General features: G+C 66.3%; 15 protein-coding genes and 1 pseudogene. 10 read left to right on the top strand and 6 right to left on the bottom strand.

Going from position 1 to position 19,997, the window contains the following annotated elements; translation table 11 throughout:
• Position 1: 1 nt before the first annotated feature.
• The 8 genes and pseudogenes from sdhA to ACXJMY_RS18705 all read left to right on the top strand — a co-directional run bounded on the left by sdhA (position 2) and on the right by ACXJMY_RS18705 (position 11,363).
• Positions 2-1,837: a succinate dehydrogenase flavoprotein subunit gene (gene sdhA / locus ACXJMY_RS18740; RefSeq protein WP_456620816.1), complete on the top strand. Its 1,836-nt coding sequence runs from the start codon at positions 2-4 to the stop codon at positions 1,835-1,837.
• 107 nt (positions 1,838-1,944) lie between these two features.
• Positions 1,945-2,727 carry a succinate dehydrogenase iron-sulfur subunit gene (locus ACXJMY_RS18735; RefSeq protein WP_456620815.1) on the top strand — a complete coding sequence of 261 codons (783 nt, stop codon included), beginning with the start codon at positions 1,945-1,947 and terminating at the stop codon, positions 2,725-2,727.
• 348 nt (positions 2,728-3,075) lie between these two features.
• Positions 3,076-5,214 (top strand): ATP-binding protein, encoded by a 2,139-nt coding sequence (locus ACXJMY_RS18730; RefSeq protein ID WP_456620814.1) that lies wholly within the window; start codon positions 3,076-3,078, stop codon positions 5,212-5,214.
• A gap of 53 nt (positions 5,215-5,267) precedes the next feature.
• Positions 5,268-7,238, top strand: coding sequence for an ABC transporter ATP-binding protein/permease (locus ACXJMY_RS18725; protein WP_456620813.1), 1,971 nt, complete (start codon positions 5,268-5,270; stop codon positions 7,236-7,238).
• Positions 7,239-7,421: 183 nt separating this feature from the next.
• Positions 7,422-8,279, top strand: coding sequence for an FkbM family methyltransferase (locus ACXJMY_RS18720; protein WP_456620812.1), 858 nt, complete (start codon positions 7,422-7,424; stop codon positions 8,277-8,279).
• A gap of 24 nt (positions 8,280-8,303) precedes the next feature.
• On the top strand, positions 8,304-8,690 hold the full coding sequence (locus ACXJMY_RS18715; RefSeq protein WP_456620811.1) for a VOC family protein: 387 nt from the start codon (positions 8,304-8,306) through the stop codon (positions 8,688-8,690).
• Positions 8,691-8,768: 78 nt separating this feature from the next.
• Positions 8,769-8,999: pseudogene (locus ACXJMY_RS18710) on the top strand (hypothetical protein); the annotation flags it as partial.
• A gap of 198 nt (positions 9,000-9,197) precedes the next feature.
• Positions 9,198-11,363 (top strand): OmpA family protein, encoded by a 2,166-nt coding sequence (locus tag ACXJMY_RS18705; protein ID WP_456620810.1) that lies wholly within the window; start codon positions 9,198-9,200, stop codon positions 11,361-11,363.
• A gap of 160 nt (positions 11,364-11,523) precedes the next feature.
• Here ACXJMY_RS18705 and argG read toward each other — a convergent pair whose 3' ends face one another.
• The 6 genes from argG to ACXJMY_RS18675 all read right to left on the bottom strand — a co-directional run bounded on the left by argG (position 11,524) and on the right by ACXJMY_RS18675 (position 17,441).
• On the bottom strand, positions 11,524-12,861 hold the full coding sequence (argG, locus tag ACXJMY_RS18700) for an argininosuccinate synthase (protein WP_456620809.1): 1,338 nt from the start codon (positions 12,859-12,861) through the stop codon (positions 11,524-11,526).
• Between the two features lie 93 nt (positions 12,862-12,954).
• Complete coding sequence (locus ACXJMY_RS18695) at positions 12,955-13,731, bottom strand: phosphatase PAP2 family protein (RefSeq protein WP_456620808.1); 777 nt, start codon at positions 13,729-13,731, stop codon at positions 12,955-12,957.
• 134 nt (positions 13,732-13,865) lie between these two features.
• Positions 13,866-14,360 carry a hypothetical protein gene (locus tag ACXJMY_RS18690; protein WP_456620807.1) on the bottom strand — a complete coding sequence of 165 codons (495 nt, stop codon included), beginning with the start codon at positions 14,358-14,360 and terminating at the stop codon, positions 13,866-13,868.
• Between the two features lie 97 nt (positions 14,361-14,457).
• Entirely contained in the window at positions 14,458-15,660 is a 1,203-nt protein-coding gene (gene rlmN, locus ACXJMY_RS18685) for a 23S rRNA (adenine(2503)-C(2))-methyltransferase RlmN (protein WP_456620806.1), read from the bottom strand.
• A gap of 189 nt (positions 15,661-15,849) precedes the next feature.
• The gene (locus ACXJMY_RS18680; RefSeq protein ID WP_456620805.1) at positions 15,850-16,485 is read right to left on the bottom strand and encodes an invasion associated locus B family protein; all 636 of its coding nucleotides are present in this window, start codon (positions 16,483-16,485) and stop codon (positions 15,850-15,852) included.
• Positions 16,486-16,601: 116 nt separating this feature from the next.
• On the bottom strand, positions 16,602-17,441 hold the full coding sequence (locus ACXJMY_RS18675; protein WP_456620804.1) for an SDR family oxidoreductase: 840 nt from the start codon (positions 17,439-17,441) through the stop codon (positions 16,602-16,604).
• Positions 17,442-17,638: 197 nt separating this feature from the next.
• Here ACXJMY_RS18675 and ACXJMY_RS18670 point away from each other — a divergent pair, with 197 nt between their 5' ends.
• Entirely contained in the window at positions 17,639-18,613 is a 975-nt protein-coding gene (locus tag ACXJMY_RS18670; protein ID WP_456620803.1) for an NADPH:quinone oxidoreductase family protein, read from the top strand.
• Between the two features lie 448 nt (positions 18,614-19,061).
• On the top strand, positions 19,062-19,979 hold the full coding sequence (locus ACXJMY_RS18665; RefSeq protein WP_456620802.1) for a hypothetical protein: 918 nt from the start codon (positions 19,062-19,064) through the stop codon (positions 19,977-19,979).
• Positions 19,980-19,997 lie beyond the last annotated feature (18 nt).

The raw sequence follows: 19,997 nt of genomic DNA, 5'->3' as shown, positions 1-19,997 counted from the left end.
CATGGCCAACGCGACGAATGGCAAGGGCAACGGCGCTCCCGCCACCAACGGCAAAGCCTACCCGATCGAAGACCACACCTATGACGTCGTCGTGGTGGGCGCCGGCGGCGCCGGCCTGCGCGCCGTGGTCGGCTGCAGCGAGGCCGGCCTGCGCACGGCCTGCATCACCAAGGTGTTTCCGACCCGCTCGCATACGGTCGCGGCGCAGGGCGGTATCTCCGCCTCGCTCGGCAACATGCACAAGGACGACTGGCGCTGGCACATGTACGACACCGTCAAGGGGTCGGACTGGCTCGGCGACCAGGACGCGATCGAATACATGGTGCGCAACGCGCCCGAGGCGGTCTACGAGCTCGAGCATTGGGGCGTGCCGTTCTCGCGCACCGAGGACGGCAAGATCTACCAGCGCCCGTTCGGCGGCATGACCACCGAGTTCGGCAAGAGCCAGGCGCAGCGCACCTGCGCCGCCGCCGACCGCACCGGCCACGCCATGCTGCACACGATGTACGGCCAGTCGTTGCGCCACGCGGCCGAGTTCTTCATCGAGTTCTTCGCCATCGACCTGATCATGGACGACCAGGGCACCTGCCGCGGCGTCATCGCGCTCAAGCTCGACGACGGCACGCTGCACCGCTTCCGCGCCCAGACCGTGATTCTGGCGACCGGCGGCTATGGCCGCGCCTATGCGTCCTGCACCTCGGCGCACACCTGCACCGGCGACGGCGGCGGCATGGTGCTGCGCGCCGGCCTGCCGATGCAGGACATGGAGTTCGTGCAGTTCCACCCAACCGGCATCTACGGCTCGGGCTGTCTGGTCACCGAAGGCGCGCGCGGCGAGGGCGGCTATCTCGTCAACTCCGAGGGCGAGCGCTTCATGGAGCGCTATGCGCCGTCGGCGAAGGACCTCGCCTCGCGCGACGTGGTCTCGCGCGCGATGACCATCGAGATCCGCGAGGGCCGCGGCGTCGGCAAGAAGAAGGATCACATCTTCCTGCATCTCGATCATCTCGATCCGGCGGTGCTGGCCGAGCGGCTGCCGGGCATCTCCGAATCCGCCAAGATCTTCGCCAATGTCGACGTGACGCGCGAGCCGATCCCGATCGTGCCGACGGTGCACTACAACATGGGCGGCATCCCCACCAACTACCACGGCGAGGTGCTGACCAAGAGGGACGGCGACGACAACGCCATCATCCCCGGCCTGATGGCGATCGGCGAAGCCGCCTGCGTCTCCGTGCACGGCGCCAACCGCCTCGGCTCCAACTCGCTGATCGACCTCGTCGTGTTCGGCCGCGCCGCCGCGCTGCGCCTGGCCGAAAAGCTCACGCCCAACGCCAGCCAGCCGGAGCTGCCGGCGAACTCGTCCGAGCTCGCGCTCGGCCGCCTCGACCATTACCGCTACGCCTCCGGCGGCACGCCGACCGCGAAGCTGCGCGAAGGCATGCAGCATGTGATGCAGAACAACTGCGCGGTGTTCCGCACCGGCGAAGTGCTGAGCGAAGGCCAGAACCTGATCGAGAAGGTCCACAGCGGCATCACCGACATCGCCGTCTCCGACCGCTCGCTGGTGTGGAATTCGGACCTCGTCGAAACGCTCGAGTTCGACAATCTGATCTCGCAGGCGGTGGTGACGATGAACTCGGCCGCCAATCGCACCGAGAGCCGCGGCGCCCATGCCCGCGAGGATTTTTCCGAGCGCGACGACAAGAACTGGATGAAGCACACGCTGGCCTGGCTCGACGACGCCGGCAAGGTCAAGATCGAGTACCGCCCGGTTCACAACTACACCATGACCAACGACGTGCAGTACATCCCGCCGAAGGCGCGCGTGTACTGATCGAACAGTAGCCGTCATTCCGGGATGGTCCGAAGGACCAGACCCGGAATCTCGAGATTCCGGGTTCGACGCTGCGCATCGCCCCGGAATGACGAAAGGTTAGAGAAATGGTTGAATTCGCACTTCCGAAGAACTCCAAGATCACCGGCGGCAAGACCTGGCCGAAGCCCGCGGGCGCGACCGAGGTCCGCGAATTCCGCGTCTATCGCTGGAATCCGGACGACGGCAAGAACCCGAGCGTCGACACCTATTACGTCGACACCCATGATTGCGGTCCGATGGTGCTGGACGGCCTGATCTGGATCAAGAACAACATCGACCCGTCGCTGACCTTCCGCCGCTCCTGCCGCGAAGGCGTCTGCGGCTCCTGCGCCATGAACATCGACGGCCAGAACACGCTGGCCTGCACCCGCTCGATGCACGACGTCAAGGACGGCGCGGTGAAGATCAATCCGCTGCCGCATCAGCCGGTGGTGAAGGACCTCGTTCCCGACCTCACCAATTTCTACGCGCAATATGCCTCGGTCGAGCCGTGGCTGAAGACGACGTCCCCGACCCCGCAGAAGGAATGGCGCCAGAGCCACGAGGACCGCGAGAAGCTCGACGGCCTCTATGAGTGCATCCTCTGTGCCTGCTGCTCGACCTCCTGCCCGAGCTATTGGTGGAACAGCGACCGCTATCTCGGCCCCGCCGCGCTGCTCCAGGCCAACCGCTGGATCTCGGACTCCCGGGACGAAGCGACCGGCGAGCGGCTCGACAATCTCGAGGATCCGTTCCGGCTCTATCGCTGCCACACCATCATGAACTGCGCCAAGGCCTGTCCGAAGGGCCTCAACCCGGCCGAAGCCATCGCCGAGCTCAAGCTCAAGATGGTCGAGCGGCAGGTTTAAGACACGACAGATCAGGCCCGATTGCCGCGCAAAAGGTGCGCTCCCTCTCCCGCTTGCGGGGGAGGCATAGGCGGCCTTTGGCCGCCGTTCTCAGAGGACGCCGATGCGAAGCACCGGCTATGGTGGGGCTGGTGCCGCAACCGACACTCCCGATATGGAGAGAGCCCCCCACCACCGCCTGGCCTGAAATGGTTGGGGCATTCCACGACGGGCGCAAATTTCGGTAAAATTTATTCCAACTCGCGCCGCGCGCGAACCGGGAAATCACAACCTCCGGTTCAGGTCATTCACCTCTTCCTTCTTAGCGCGAAATTCAAGTAAGCTCTCGGGTCACGGACCGGAGCGACTGTGCAAGGCGCGCAACGCAATTCGCTGAAGCTGTTGCAGTGGATGATGGCTGCATCCCTGGCATTGCCGATTGCGCTGTTCGCGATCGCCGCCACGATCTCCTACACATCGACAAAAGACATCGCCGATCGCGAGATCGAGCGCACGCTCGACGTCGCGCATGAGCACGCGCTCAAGGTGTTCGAGACGATCGACCGCAGYCTCGCCGAACTCAACGAGGTCGTGCGCGGCATCCCCGACGATGTCATCCGCTCGCGTGAACCCGCGCTGCACCGCCGCCTGAAGCGGCTGACCGATTCGCTGCCGCAGCTCAAATCGGCCTGGATCTTCGATGCGGACGGAAAGGCGCTGGTCAACAGTCTCGTCTCTCCGCCGCCGCAACTGAGCTTCGCAGACCGCGATTACTTCTATTCCCATGTCGACCAGAATATCGGCACGTTCATCGGCGCCTCGCTGACGCCGCGCCCGCCCTATCAGGGCGCGCGCTTCTTCGGCATGAGCCGCCGCCGCGACACCGATGACGGCAGCTTCATCGGTGTGATCCAGGCCTCCGTCCTGCCGGAATATTTCGAGAGTTTTTACGCCAGGATCGGCTCCGAACCCGGCAGCTTCTTCGCGATGGGACGCGCCGACGGCGTGCTGCTGGCGCATTTTCCGCGGCTCGACCGGGATATCCGGCTCGATCCCGGCGGACCGGTCGGCCAGAAGATCGCAGCCAACCCCGTCCACGGCCTCATCACCATCGCCTGGCCGTCGGACGGGATCGAGCGGCGCATCGGCTACAGGCGCATCGCCGACTATCCGATCTATGTCAGTGCGGGGCTCGAGACCTCGGCGATCCGCGCGCGCTGGTTCGCCACCATGGGCCAGCATCTGGTGTTCGGCATTCCCGCGACCGCGCTGCTGTTTTTCCTGCTGACGCTGGCGTTTCGGCGCACCCAGCACCTCCAGGCCGAAGCCGCAAGGCGGCGTGAGGCCGAGGAGGCGCTCAAGCACAGCCAGCGCCTGGAGGCGCTGGGACAGCTCACCGGCGGCGTTGCGCACGACTTCAACAACCTCCTGACCGTGATCCGCGCCTCCGTCGACCTGTTGAACCGGCCGCAGCTGAGCGAGGAGCGGCGGCAGCGCTACGTCACCGCGATCGCGGATGCGGTCGCGCGTGCGGCCAAGCTGACCTCGCAGCTGCTTGCCTTTGCGCGGCGCCAGACCCTGAAGCCGGAGGCATTCGACGTCGGCGAACGCTTGCAATCGCTGCACGACATGCTCGCGACGCTGCTCGGACCGGCGATCGAGATCGCCATGCGGCTGCCGGCCGAGCCCTGCCTCGTCAATGCCGACGCCGGCCAGTTCGAGACGGCGCTGATCAACATGGCGACCAACGCGCGCGATGCCATGCAAGGCAAGGGCAGGATCACCTTCACCGTGCAGGCCGCGCCGGCCGTTCCGGACACGCTGGCGCACCTGTCGGACAGCCATGGTTTCGTCAGCGTCGCCGTCAGCGACACCGGCGTCGGCATTCCCGCAAGCCGCATCGGCCGCATCTTCGAGCCGTTCTTCACCACCAAGCAGGTCGGCCATGGTACCGGCCTCGGGCTGTCGCAGGTGTTCGGCTTCGCCCGGCAATCCGGCGGCGAGGTGACGGTGACGAGCGAGGTGGGGCAGGGCAGCACCTTCTCGCTCTATCTGCCGCGGGTGCCGCCGAATCTGCTGCCGCAGCGCCAGGCGCCGAATACGGCGCCGGGCGTTGCCGGCAGCGGCATGTCGGTACTGGTGGTCGAGGACAATATCGAGCTCGCCAATTTCGCCGCCGACGGCCTCACCGAGCTCGGCTACAGCATCACGCTGATCGACAATGCCACCGATGCGCTTGCGGAGCTGGTGGTCGATGCGGATCGCTTCGACGTCGTATTCTCCGACGTGGTGATGCCGGGGATGACCGGGCTCGATCTCGCACAGGCGATCCGCGATCGCGGCATCGGCGTGCCGGTCGTGCTGACCACCGGCTACAGCGAGGCGCTGTCCCAGGACGGCAGCCTCGGCCTCGATCTCGTGCAAAAGCCCTACTCGGTCGACGAGCTGTCGCGCGTGCTCCACCGGGCTGGGCGAATACGGCGCGTGCGAGACGGCGCCGCCGAATGAAGCTAGCCGCGGAACCCGCAGGAACCGTTTGATTTCTCTTGCGTTATCCGGCCATGCAAAAGCCGGCCGGACAGCGCGCGCGGGATACCAGGCAGGGCAAGGAGCCGCCCATTGTCGAAATCGTCGGCGAGAGTGGCGACGAGGCCGCTCTGCCGCCACCCGAACTGGTCGAGCCTGATCCCGAGCTCTCGCCCGAGGAGGCCGAGCAGGCGCGCAAGGACTATCTGCTGACGCGCTTCTGGATCAGCGCCCGCGGCTTCTGGGGACGCAACGGCGACCGGCTCGCCTGGCCGTTCTCGATCGGCCTCGGCGCGCTGATCGTCCTGACCGTCGGCTTCCAATACGGCATCAATGTCTGGAATCGCGCGATCTTCGACGCGATCGAGAAACGCGATGCGACCACCGTTTTCCATCTCTCCGCGGTGTTTGTCCCGCTCGCGATCGGCAGCATCGTGCTCGGCGTGGCGCAGGTGTTCGCGCGGATGGGCATCCAGCGGCGCTGGCGGGCCTGGCTGACGGCCAGCGTGCTGACGCGCTGGCTCGGCAATGGCCGCTACTACCAGCTCAACCTCGTCAGCGGCGACCACGAGAATCCCGAATACCGGATCGCCGAGGATCTGCGCGTCGCGACGGACGCGCCGGTCGATTTCCTCGCCGGCGTGACTTCGGCGCTGTTGTCTGCCGCGACCTTCATTGTCGTGCTCTGGACCATCGGCGGCGCGCTCACGGTCACGCTTGGCGGATCATCGATCACCATTCCCGGCTTCCTCGTGATCGCTGCGATGCTCTATGCAGCGATCGCCTCGGGCTCGATCCTGGTGATCGGCCGGCGCTTCGTGCAGGTCTCCGAGGACAAGAACCAGGCCGAAGCCGATTTCCGCTATACGCTGACGCGCGTGCGCGAGAATGGCGAAAGCATCGCGCTGCTCGGCGGCGAGGAAGAGGAGCGCGACGGCCTCGACCGCAATTTTACCAACGTGCTGCGGCAATGGGCGCGGCTGGCCGGGCAGCACGTGCGCACCACGCTGGTGTCGCAGGGGTCGAACCTGGTTGCGCCGGTGGTGCCGTTATTGCTCTGCGCGCCAAAATTCCTCGACGGCAGCATGACGCTCGGACAGGTGATGCAGGCGGCCTCCGCCTTCACCATCGTGCAGAGCGCGTTCGCCTGGCTGGTCGACAATTATCCGCGGCTTGCCGACTGGAATGCCTGTGCGCGCCGCATCGCCTCGCTGATGATGTCGCTGGACGCTCTCGAGCGCGCCGAGCAGGGCGACGGCATCGGCCGCATCAAGCGCGGCGAGACCCGCAACGACGCGATGCTGGAGCTGAAAGACCTTTCGGTCACGCTCGACGACGGCACCGCCGTGGTCGGCGAGACCGAGGTGGTGATCGAGGCCGGCGAGCGGCTGCTGGTCGCCGGCGAATCCGGTACCGGCAAGAGCACCCTGGTGCGCGCCATCGCCGGCCTCTGGCCGTGGGGCGGGGGCAGCGTCAATGTCCATCCCGACCGGCGGCTGTTCATGCTGCCGCAGCGGCCCTACGTGCCGTCCGGATCCCTGCGCCGCGCGGCCGCCTATCCCGGCGCCGCGGAGGACTGGACCGTCGAGGAGATCGGCGAGGCCCTGCACAAGGTCGGCCTCGACCATCTCAAGGAGAAGATCGAGGAAGAGGGGCCGTGGGACCAGACCCTATCCGGCGGCGAGAAGCAGCGCCTCGCGTTTGCACGGCTGTTGCTGCACAGCCCCGACCTCGTCGTGCTCGACGAGGCGACCTCGGCGCTCGACGAGAAGAGCCAGGACAAGATGATGAAGATGGTCACGGACGAACTGCCGAAAGCGACCATCGTCAGCGTCGGGCATCGCGCCGAGCTGGAGGCCTTTCACAGCCGCAAGATCGTGCTGGAACGCCGCAAGGGCGGCGCCAAGCTCGTCAGCGACATCGACCTGATCCCGCGCAAGGACAGGCGCAGGCTGCTCGGCCGCCTCCTGCGCCAGCGCAAGGTCCCGCCGAAGAAGGCGGCGTGAGGCGCTTCCCGGACAAGCGTAGCGAAGCGGAGCGCTGATCCGGGACCCATACCCACAGGGAGCAATTTGACGAAGACTCGGAGTGGGAGTTTCGCGTCACGACTCCTGCCTGTGGTTATGGGTCCCGGGCTCGCTTCGCGCCCCGGGGCGACAGCGAGATTGGAGTCCCCGGCAAAACCGGCTATGCATGCGCCGCTTGCAACGAGGACCTCTGGTTTGACGGCTCACAACGAACCTTCGTCCGCGCCGTTCGGCGCGTTTGCGCCGAATGCGGCGCAGGCCGCGATCATTGGCCTCGCCAAGCAGTCGGGGCTGAAGCGCGGCGCGTTTCGTCCCTGGCTGTCGCGGCTGGTCAATCTGATGCGCGGCGGTCCGGTCGACGTGCAATATCAGGGCGCCTCGTTCCGCTTCTATCATCAGGGCAGCGCGACCGAGCGCGGTGCGCTGTTCAACCCCGATTACAATCTCGACGAGCTCGATTTCCTGCGCCGGCATACGCCGGCGGGCGGCGCGTTCGTCGACGTCGGCGCCAATGTCGGCACTTTCGCGCTGGTGATGGCGCGGCAGGTCGGGCCCGCGGGCAAGGTGCTCGCGATCGAGCCGCATCCGATGACATTTGGACGGCTGTCGTTCAACTGCACCGCATCGAAAGCAATGCAGGTGCGCCTGGTGCAGGCTGCCGCAGGTGACAGCGACGGCGAGCTGATGATCGAGAGCGGCGGCGGCAATCTCGGCGCCACGCACGTCGTCACCGGCGCGGCCAGCGCCGAAGCGATCAAGGTCCCGTCGCTGCGGTTGACGCGCATCCTCGACGAGGCCGGCGTCACGCAAGTCGATTCGCTGAAGATCGACGTCGAGGGTTTTGAGGACCGCGTCCTGATCGGGTTCTTCCGCGATGCGCCGCAATCATTGTGGCCGCGCGCGGTGGTGATCGAGCACCTGTCACAAAACGAATGGCGGGACGATTGTATTGCTGACATGGTCGCGCGCGGCTTCACGATCGCGCGCAAGACACGGAGCAATACGTTCCTGTCACGCTGACGATTGCAAACCACGGAGGTTGCGATGATTGATCATATAGGCTTCTCCGTCTCCGACTATCAGCGCGCCAAAGCGTTCTACACCAAGGCGCTGGCGCCGCTCGGCTACAGCCTGATCAAGGAAGTGACGGCGGAACAGACCGGCCACGATCCGGCCGCGGGCTTCGGCGCCGGCGGCAAGCCGGATTTCTGGATCGGCGGCGAAGGCGCAATGAACAAGCCGGTGCATGTCGCGATCGTGGCGAAGGACCGCGCCACGGTCGATGCGTTCTACAAGGCGGCGATCGCCGCGGGCGGACGCGACAACGGCGCGCCCGGCATTCGCGCGCATTATCATCAGAACTATTATGGTGCGTTCGTGCGCGATCCCGACGGCCACAACATCGAGGCGGTCTGCCACGCGCCGGAATAAACGGCTGCGCCGCGCGGCGGGAACATCGACGCGGCATCATCGTTGTCGTTCTCTGGACAACTGAGCGCGATGACGCCCATGCCGATCGAACCGCCCGAGATTCCGCCGGCGACACCGGGGACTCCGACCGAGCCGCCGCCGGAAATGCCGCCGGGCAATCCGCAGCCCGACATTGCGCCGCCGGTGCGCGAGCCCGGCGAGCCGGCGCGGCCGGACGAATTGCCAGGCCGCAGGCCCGAGGAGATTCCGTCGCGTGGACCAAACGCACCGCTCACGCCGAACCCTGCGACGGATGCGAATTCGCCGCAGCACCACATATTGGGCGGGCGATCACATATGAGGCGATTGCAACATGCGGCTGAATGCGCAATGAACGTCGACGTTCTGATGTGATTTGCGTGCGGAAATAAATCGAGCCGCGGCCGCTTCGCCCGCCACAATCCGGCCTAACGCGTAGCTGTACTTCACGACACTTCGTCAAAGAACCTTCCGGGGAAGTTCACCATCATGACCAATCTTCGTTTCGTGCTGCTTGCGACGACGGCTCTGACCGCGATGCAATTGGCAAGCTCCGCATCGCACGCGCAAAGCGCGCCGCCGCTGGTGGTCGCGCAGGCCCAGCCGCAAGAGACGGGCCCTGACGGAAAACCGAAGCAGCCGCCGAAGGAAGCGCCCAAGGCACCGCCGCCCGCTGCCCGCCCGGCCGCGCCGCCTCCGCCGGCTGCACCACCGCCGGCAGCACCTGCACGTCCGGTTGCACCGCCGCCCGCGGCTGCACCTCCGCATCCTCCCGCCGCGCCGCCACCGGCCGCCGCACCGTCACGTCCGACGCCGCCTCCGCCGCCACCACCGCCCGCGGCTCGTCCGGCGCCCCCGCCGCCGCCGCCTCCGCCTGCAGCTCCGAAGCAGCCATCGCCGCCTCCGGCCGCAGCGCCGCAACAGCACGCGCCGACACCGCCGCCTCCGGCACCGCCCGCGGCGCGTCCGGCTCCCACGCCGCCGGCACCGCCGCCCGCAGCGGCTCCTCCTGCAGCGCGGCCGGCTGCACCTGCTCCCACGGCAGCGCCGTCTCCTTCGCCAGCCGCGCCTGCGGCTCGCCCCGGCGCGCCTGCTCCGGCGACCACACCTGCACCGACGACGACACCTGCGCCGGCCGCGACGCCGGCCCCGGGCGTCACGCCCGGCGTGCCGCCGGCTGGGCGCCCCGGCGCACCAGTTCCTGGACGTCCCGGTGCGCCTCCGGCTGCAGGGGCACCGGCTCCCGGCGCCGCGCCGACGCCGACCCCGACGCCCGGACCAACCGCTACACCCGCTCCTGGCGGTGCAACGACCGCGCCGCCGGCCGGACGTCCGGGACCGTCACCGACGCCCGGCCCCGGCGCGACCCCGGCCCCGACGGCGACACCGGCCCCCGGCGGCGCTGTGACGACACCGCCCGGACGTCAGGGTGGAACGCCTCCCGCGGGCGCGCCCGCTGCCGGAGCTCCGCCGGCCCAGCCACAGGCGGGTGTCCCGCCCCGGCCGCCGGCTCCTCCCGCCGGCGTCGCGGCACCGAGCACCGTCCCCGGCTCGGCGGCCGCAACGCCGCCGGCCGACAGGGCGCAAAATACCCCGCCGACGGTTTCGTCTGCCTTCCGGGCCGCGCCGACGGTCGTAGCACCGCTGCCGCCAGCACCGCGTCCGCCGCAGCGTGACCTGACGCCGCTCGCGATCGGTGCGGGCGTCGTGGCCGGCGCCGTGATCGGCGCCACCATCGCCGACCTGCACAACCAGCGACGCGAGTCCATCGAAGGCGGCCGCACCGTCTACACCGAGCCGGATCGCATCATCATCCGCGATCCGGGCGGGCAGGCCTACGTCCGAGGCAACGATCTCTATCGCTTCCGCTATGGCGCCCGCGACATCCGCACCGACACCGTCGGCGGCGATACTCGCACCGTCGTGATCCGTCCCGACGGCAGCGAGATCATCACCGTGGTCGCTCCCGACGGTCGGTTGCTGCGGCGAATTCGCAGGGACCCCGGCGGGCGCGAGCTCATCATCATCGACAACAGCTACCGCGATCCGCAGTCGGTCGGCGGCTTCTATGTCGACGCGCCGCCGCCGGTCGTGAACATTCCCTACGATCGCTACATCGTCGACGCCCAGGAGGCGTCGCCGGACGTGATCTACCAGACCATGGAGGCACCGCCGGTGCAGCGGATCAATCGGCGCTACACGCTCGACGAGATCCGCTACAGCCCGAATATTCGCATGCAGATGCCGAGCATCGACGTCAACACGATCACCTTCGAGACGGGGTCGTGGACGATCCCACCGGATCAGGCGGCGAAGCTGCAAGCGATCGCCGACGGCCTCAACCGTGCGATCCAGGCCAACCCGCGCGTGGTGTTCCTGATCGAGGGACACACCGACGCGGTCGGCAACGAGGTCGACAATCTGTCGCTGTCGGACCGCCGCGCGCAGTCCGCGGCCGAATTGCTGACCCAGCAGTTCGGTGTGCCTGCGGAGAACCTGACGTCGCAGGGCTATGGCGAGCAGTACCTGAAGGAGCAGACACAAGGGCCGAGCGCGATCAACCGGCGCGTCACTGTCCGCAACATCACGCCGCTGCTCAACGGCGGTCAGGCCTCGCTGCCGCCGCCCCCGCCCGGCACCGCGCCGCCGCGCTGAGGCGAAGCACACATGCAAAATGGCCGGGAGCGATCCCGGCCATTTTCGTTTGTGGGTTTGGAGTTCGTAGCCCGGATGGAGCGAAGCGCAATCCGGGATCTATCCGCTCGGCGACAAAAGTCCCGGATTTCGCTTGCGCTCCATCCGGGCTACGAGAATCTCAGCCCTTGTCGTTCTCGAGCTTGAAGATCTGCGAGCCCTCGCTGCCCGAGAGCAGGCCGGTGTCGGTGTAAAGCTTCAGCTTGGTCCGGGTGTCGGCGATGTCGAGGTTGCGCATGGTGAGCTGGCCGATGCGGTCGGCGGGCGTGAAGGCTGCGTCCTCGACCTTCTCCATGCTGAGCCGCTCCGGCGCATAGGTGAGGTTGGGGCTCTCGGTGTTGAGGATCGAGTAATCGTTGCCGCGCCGCAATTCGAGCGTCACCTCGCCGGTGACGGCGCGCGCCACCCAGCGCTGCGCGGTCTCGCGCAGCATCAGCGCCTGCGAATCGAACCAGCGGCCCTGATAGAGCAGCCGGCCGAGGCGCATGCCGCTGATGCGGTACTGCTCGATCGTGTCCTCGTTGTGGATGCCGGTGACGAGCCGCTCATAGGCGATGTGCAGCAGCGCCATGCCGGGCGCCTCGTAGATGCCGCGGCTCTTGGCCTCGATGATGCGGTTCTCGATCTGGTCGCTCATGCCGAGGCCGTGACGGCCGCCGATGGCGTTGGCTTCGAGGAACAGCGCGACCGGATCGGCAAAGGTCTGGCCGTTCAGCGCAATGGGCTGGCCTTCCTCGAACCGCACGACCACCTTCTCGGCCTTGACGTTGCAGTCGTCGCGCCAGAACGGCACGCCCATGATCGGGTTGACGATCTTGATGCCGCTGTCGAGGCTTTCGAGATCCTTGGCCTCGTGCGTGGCGCCGAGCAGATTGCTATCGGTCGAATACGCCTTCTCGGCGCTCATCTTGTAAGCAAAACCCTGGACGGTCATGAACGCCGACATTTCGGCGCGGCCGCCGAGCTCGTCGATGAACTGCTGATCCAGCCACGGCTTGTAGATGCGCAGGCTCGGATTGGTCAGCAGGCCGTAGCGGTAGAAGCGCTCGATGTCGTTGCCCTTGAAGGTCGAGCCGTCGCCCCAGATGTTGACGCCGTCTTCCTTCATGGCCGCGACCAGCATCGTGCCGGTGACGGCGCGCCCGAGCGGCGTGGTGTTGAAATAGGTGATGCCGCCGGTCGAGATGTGGAAGGCGCCGGACTGGATCGCGGCGATGCCCTCGTGGACCAGTTGCATGCGGCAATCGACGAGCAGGGCCTTCTCCGCACCGAACTCCATCGCCTTGCGCGGGATCTCGTTGTAGTCGGCTTCATCGGGCTGGCCGAGATTGGCGGTATAGGCGTAGCAGCGCGCGCCCTTCTGCTTCATCCAGAGCAGCGCAGCGCTGGTGTCGAGACCGCCCGAAAAAGCGATGCCGACTTTCTCACCCTTGGGCAGGCTTTTCAGGATCGTGGTCATAAGGCTTCCAATCAGGTCTCAAAGGGCTGATGTCATCTGCGGGTTGACCGCGCGAATATCAAATTTCGCAGGGATCGGCACGCATTTAATGGCTCAAACCGAGGGCTCGGCACCAGCCTTGCGGCCGAACAGGCGCTGGCGGAGCCGGTAGGCAGGCATGTTCAGCCGGGTCAGGGCGGCATCGACCGCCTCGTCCGAGAACCGGGTCCGCGGCCAGCGGTAGATCATCGCATAGGCGAACCAGATCACGACGAAGGTGACGAGGCCGGCGATCGACACGTCGGTGAAGAAGTGCCCGCCGAAGGCCATGCGCAGGGCGCTGGTGACGGCGCCGAAGACAACCGCGCCGGCATAGGCGAGCGGCCGCCACGCCGGCGGCGCCAGCGCGGCCGGCGCCAGCGTCCAGAACGCGGTCGCACCCTCGCCCGAGAAGAACGAGCAGTTGCGCGCGCAGTCGCCGCGCGGATCCCACCACGGCACGAATTGCTGGTCGCCGGCAAACTGCGTCACCACCACCGGACGCGGCCGGCCCCAATAGGTCTTGAAGGTGAGATTGGTGAGAATGCCGGCCGACAGGATGATCGTGACCAGCAGGAAGACGATCGCGCGTCCTGACACCAGCAGCGGCCGGTCGGGCCGGATCATCTTGACCACGAGCGCGACCAGCGGCGGCAGCACGAACGCCCAGGCAACCCACATAGCGGCATCACGCGCGAAGCCCGCCCAGTCGTTCAGCTTGAGCGGAAACGTCTTCGTCTCGGGGTCGAAGAACAGTGCGGCGAGCTTGAGATCGAGTTCGGGATAGAGGCCGAAAACGACGCCGATCACAAGCCACAGCGCCAGGGCGATGAAGAGTCCGGTCCGGTTCATGGCGCGCGGTTTAGCGGAGTGAGGAGAGGATGAAAACCCTTTCACCGTCATTCCGGGGCGGCTCGCAGAGCCGAACCCGGAATCTCGAGATTCCGGGTCTGGTCCTTCGGACCATCCCGGAATGACAGCGCCAGTCACCGCGCATCCGGCCTTGAATTCGACGGCAGCGGCGGAGGCGGCTTGCGGAGAGGCGGCGGCTCGCGCCAGGCGCCGGCATTGCGGCCGGCGACCAGCCAGTAGACCACACCGGCGACAATGCCGGCGCCGGTCATGATCTCCAGATGCCGCCGCACGATGCCCTCGAACTGCAAGGTATCGGAATGGAAGGGAACGAGGCCCAGATAGCAGGCCAGCCCGACAACGCCGCCGCCCGCGGCATAAGCGAGCGCGCTGCGGATGTAGAGCGCTTCGGTGATCGCGACGATCACCGCCGCCGGCACCAGCGCAAAGCCCGAGACGAAGATGAAGCCGAAGCCCAGCAGGATGTCGATCACGCCCTCATCGACAGGACCGGCGCCGAGGTCGGAGAATTCCGGAAACAGCAGCGCGCCCACGATGATCATGCCGCCGACGAAGCATGACGCGAGAAAGCCGATGAAGATCACGACGAGGCGGCTGATCAGTGCCATGACACAAACAAGCTGCTGGCCAACATCGCCGCTACGCCCACGGCCGTCATGCCCGGGACAAGCTCGGCCACGACGAAGGTGCGTTGAGCACGCATCGTCAATCCGTCATCGCCATGGCGCGCAGCGTCTGGCGTTCGCGGGCCGAGAGCTTTTCGGTCTCCGATTTGAGCTGGCCGCAGGCGGCGAGGATGTCGCGGCCGCGCGGGGTGCGCACCGGCGAGGAATAGCCGGCGTTGAAGATGTATTCGGAGAACTTTTCGATCTGGTCCCAGTCCGAGCACTCATAGGCGGTGCCGGGCCACGGATTGAACGGAATCAGGTTGATCTTGGCGTGAATGCCCTTGAGCAGCTTTACCAGCAGCTTTGCGTCATCGAGCGAATCGTTGACGCCCTTCAGCATCACATATTCGAAGGTGATGCGGCGCGCGTTCGACGCGCCGGGATAATCGCGGCAGGCCTGCAGCAGCTCCTTGATCGGATATTTGCGGTTGAGCGGCACCAGCTCGTTGCGCAACTCGTCGCGCACCGCATGCAGGGAGATCGCGAGCATGACGCCGATCTCCTCGCCGGCGCGGACGATGTTCGGCACCACGCCCGAGGTCGACAGCGTGATGCGGCGGCGGGAGATGCCGATGCCCTCATTGTCGCCGACGATCAGCAGCGCATCGCGCACCGCGTCGAAATTGTAGAGCGGCTCGCCCATGCCCATCATCACGATGTTGGTGACGCGACGCGTGCCGTCCTCGCGATCGGCCCAGTCGTTCAGGCGATCGCGCGCCACCATCACCTGTCCGACGATCTCGCCGGCGGTGAGATTGCGCACCAGGCGTTGCGTGCCGGTGTGGCAGAACGAGCAGTTCAGCGTGCAGCCGACCTGCGAGGAGACGCAGAGCGTGCCGCGATCGGTTTCGGGAATATAGACGCACTCGACCTCATGCGCCTTCTCGACATTGTCGCCGCTCGGCAGCCGCAGCAGCCATTTGCGGGTGCCGTCGTTGGAGATCTGCTCGGCCACGACCTCGGGCCGGTCGACGGTGAAATGCTGCGCGAGATCGGTGCGAATGCCCTTCGAGATCGATGTCATCTCGTCGAAATTCCGGGCGCCGCGGAAGTAGATCCAGTGCCACAATTGCTGCACGCGCATCTTGCGCTGGGCAGCAGCCACGCCGATCTCGCCGAGGCGATCGGCGAGATCTGCGCGCGACAGGCCGATGAGCGACGGCTTGGCCGGCGGCACATAGATTTCGAGCGGAGTTTTCTCCACCAGTGTTGCGTTGTGCGGCTCGGCAGTCGGTTGCATCAATAGGCCTAATTGCTTGGTCGTTCCGGGGCGATGCGCAGCATCGAACCCGGAACCTCGAGATTCCGGGTCTGGTCCTTCGGACCATCCCGGAATGACGGAAAACTTGGAACCGCCCCTATATAGCAACCGGAACACCCGATTGCGACCGTGGCTGTTGCCTAGGCTTAAAGGCTTAAGCCTGCAGGCTCAACGCCTGCAATCCTGCGAGATCCGGTCGAGCGCCTGGGCGAGACCCTTCAGCGAAAACGTGTCGGTGGTCTCCGTCCCCTTGGCCGAGACGCCCTTGACCACGAGATCGGCGGATTTGCGCATGGCCTCGACCATCCGCTCCTCCTCGGCCGCGTTCTTGATCCAGAGGCCGTCGCCCTGCGTGTACATGGCGTAGGCGGCGCCGCCGACCTCGGCCGATGATTCCGAGCCCGGCTTCAGGGCGTAGCCGATCATGACCGAGACTTCGTTGTTCACCTTTTCCGACGGCCGGGTCGAGACGAAGGCGTAGGCGGGGTCGCGCGGCCGGTTCGGCGGGTTGGTTTTCGACGATGATGGCTTGGCCAGCGCGAAGCAGACTTTCTTGCCATTGGGGGTCGCCGAATAGGCGCCCCAGGTGCCGAACTGGCCGATCAGGGTCGGCTCCGCGCCGCCCGCAACCGCCGCGGGAGCGGCCACCGGTTTGCTCTCGGGCTTGGCCGCCGCCTTCGCGGCCGGAGCGGCTGGCTTTGCCGCCGGCTTCGGCGCCGGTTGCGCTGTCTGCGCCCGCGCGAGATCGGCGATCCCGCACGTCATCATGCCGATCATCAAAACTAAAGATAGCACCCGCCACATGCTGAAGTGGTTCCCTCAATATTGTGACTGGAAGATGGCCCGGCCGCGTTTTGTCCCCGGCGAGGAATAACCGGGAAAGTCCAATTTGGGAAGGCAGTTAGCGGAAGTGGAGGCGTCTAGGCTTTGGATCGCGCGGCGCGCTGGTCGGCCCATTGCGCTTCGGTCCAGCCGAGCAGGTCCTCGGCCCCGGAACTGCGCAAATGCGCGCCGCCGTCGATCACCACCATCTCACCATTGATGTAGCCGGCGCGGTCCGAAACCAGGAAGCTGGCGAGATCGGCGAGTTCCCCGTGCTCACCGGTGCGCTGAAGCGGATTACGCGCGGTCCAGCCTTCATCGCGGCCTTCGGGGCGGAGTTGCCCGGAGGCGCCGGCGGTCGGGAATGGGCCCGGCGCGATCGCGACGGTGCGGATGCCTTTCGGGCCCCACTCCACCGCAAGACTTTTGGTCATCGCCAGCACCGCCGACTTCGCCATCGCCGAGGGAACGGTGAAGGCGCGGCCGGTGATGGTCGAGGTCGAGAGGATCGAGAGCACGACGCCGCCGTGCTGGCCCTCGATCCAGCGCTTGCCGGCCGCAAGCGTGCAGTACATCGCACCATGCAGCGTCGGCGCGAGAATCGCGTCCGCTGCGCGGAACGACAGATGCTCGCTCTGCGCGATGAAGGTCGCGGCGGCGTTGTTGACGAGGATATCGAGCGGCGCCTCGCGCCAGATCGCGTCCATCATGCTCTCGACGGCGGCGCCCTCGCGGATGTCGCAAGCGATCGTGGTGACCTTGCCGCCGGTCTCTTCGCGCATCTCCGTGGCGGTTGCTTCCAGCCGATCGAGCTTGCGGCCGCAGATCACGAGCTCGGCGCCAAGCGAGAGGAAGCGCCGCCCCATCGCGGCGCCGAGGCCCGAGCCGCCGCCGGTGACGAGGATGCGCTTGTTCCTGAGCAGGCTCGTTTCAAACATCGTTTGAATCCTCTCGTCGCAATTCGCGTTGTTGCGCGGAGGATAACATCGTCATTGYGAGCGTAGCGAAGCAATCCAGTGTTCGCGCCACGGAATTAGCTGGGGCTCTCTTATGCAGAAACCGGATTGTGGCCTGTGCCTAAATCCGGCAAAACCAGCCAAACTATAACTCTGCCTCGAAACGCTCAGGTGCCGCCATGAAAGCCATCCTCTGTTCGCAATATTGTCAGCCCGACGACCTCGTGCTCGCGGACGTGCCTGATCCGGTGGCAGGGCCCGGCGAGGCGGTGATCGCGATCAAGGCGGCCGCGCTGAACTTCTTCGACATCCTGATGATCCAGGGCAAATACCAGATCAAGCCGCCGTTCCCGTTCTCGCCGGCCGCCGAAGTCGCGGGTGTGATCGAGAGTATCGGCCCCGGCGTCACCGATCTGAAGGTCGGCGACCGCGTCGTCGCCTCCTGCGGCCACAACGGTGCGCGCGAGAAGATCGCGCTGCCGGCAGCATCGATCGTGAATATCCCCGACAATCTCGACTATGATCGCGCCGCCGGCATCATCATCATCTACGGCACCGCGCTGCATGCGCTGGAAGACCGCGCGAGCCCGAAGCCGGGCGAGACGCTCGCCGTGCTCGGTGCGGCCGGCGGCACGGGCCTCGCCGCTTGCGAACTCGGCAAGCTGATGGGTCTGAAGGTGATCGCCTGCGCCTCGTCGGACGAGAAGCTCGAATTCGCCAAAGCCCATGGCGCGGAGCTCACGCTGAACTACGGCAAGGACGATTTGAAGGAAGGGCTGCGCAAGCTCACCGGCGGCAAGGGCGTCGACATCATCTTCGATCCCGTCGGTGGCGCGTATGCCGAGCAGGCGCTGCGCTCGATCGCCTGGGAAGGCCGCTTCCTGGTGATCGGCTTTGCCGCCGGCGACATCCCGAAAATGCCGCTGAACCTCGCGCTGCTGAAAGGCTGCGACATCCGCGGCGTGTTCTGGGGCGCCTGGACCCGGCTCAATCCGGCGAAGAACCGCGCCAATCTCGAAAAGCTCGTGAAGTGGACGGCGGAAGGAAAAATCTCCTCGCACGTCGATCGTACCTTCCCGCTGGCGCAAACGGCGGACGCGCTGAAGGTGCTCGCGGGGCGTCAGGCCATGGGCAAGGTGATCTTGCATCCGTGAGGATGCGCCGGCCGTCAGCGCACGCGAAATTCAAGACCGCCAAAACTTCTTCTCCGGGTCGTCCTGGCGAAAGCCAGGACCCATACCGCGGAACCTATCGATTGTGCTTGGTCGCTGTACCAAACAACGAGTCTTCGCCAAACTATGGCCTGGGGTAATGGGTCCTGGCTTTCGCCAGGACGACGTTGCGGATGCATTGTTGCGCCGCCTCATCCGCGCTGCAGCATGGTAGAACGTCCTCAACCATCATCGTCGAAATTGTGGTGCATTCCCCCGCCTCGCCGCAATCAAACCCAAATCTCTCCCGATTCGCGCAAACGGCGGTCGTTTTTTGGGCTGATTCAAACGGCGATTTACCGGCTCCAGTTTGCGGGGAACTTCTGGACAATAACAAAAAGACTGAAGCCGGGATTGCCCCTGCGTTGCGTCAGTTATGGGGAGCATCACCATGGAGACGACGGGGTACCGTCCGTCCAGGGAATCGAGGGCGTTCGATTCCGATCAAGCTGCATCACATCCGCCCGTCGCGTCCTATATCCGTGCGCGCGCCGCACGGGTCGATCTGTCACCGGACGATCCAATTCCACTGTTCCTGTCCGATCCGCTCGGTGCGCCGGACCCAGGCGAATTCACGCCGCCGGAGTTGCGCCCCCGGGTCAGAACCGTCCCGCGCGTTCTGGCGGGCGTTCTCGCAGCCGTTCTGGTGGCATCCACCCTGGCCATTCTGGCCGCGCTGTTTCAGTCCGACCTTCGCGGCATCTTCGCCGCCGATGCCGGTGGCTTGGCGGGCGTCGTGCTCGACCAGGCCATAGCATCGACCAACATGGCGCCGGCCAACGCGCCGGCGGTACCGCAGACCCCGGGCAAGGATCCGGCGCGCGTGACCGGCACAAGGCTGGCGAGCGCTGACGCGCAGGATCTCCGTGCACCGTCGACGCCGAGCCGCGAAGCGATCGCGAGCGCCTATCAGACCGCGCTGCAGGCCCAAGGACCTGTACAAGGACCTGTACAAGCACCCGTGCAGGCGCCCGTGCCTGTCGCGGCGCAGCCTCCGCCCCCTCCGCCCGCCAAGACGCTCGAGAAGACACTCGACGCCGACACGCTGGCCGGGCTGATGGCGCGCGCGAAGAGCCTGCTCACGGTCGGCGATATCGTTGCGGCGCGCCTGCTGCTCGAACGCGCAGCCAATGCACGGGATGCGACGGCCGCCCATCTGCTGGCGCAGACCTATGACCCGGCCGTATTGGGCACCAGCGACGCGCGGCGCATCGCCGCCGACGTGACCGCCGCGCGCGACTGGTATCAAAAGGCCGCGGCACTCGGATCGGCGGAGGCGCGCCAGCGCCTCGCCCAGTTTCAGAACTAGAACGCTTCAGAGGACATC

It is taken from the genome of Bradyrhizobium sp. P5_C12, assembly GCF_054049735.1.
The sequence above is the reverse complement of the archived record's forward strand: the minus strand, read 5'-3'. Positions and strand labels throughout refer to the sequence as shown.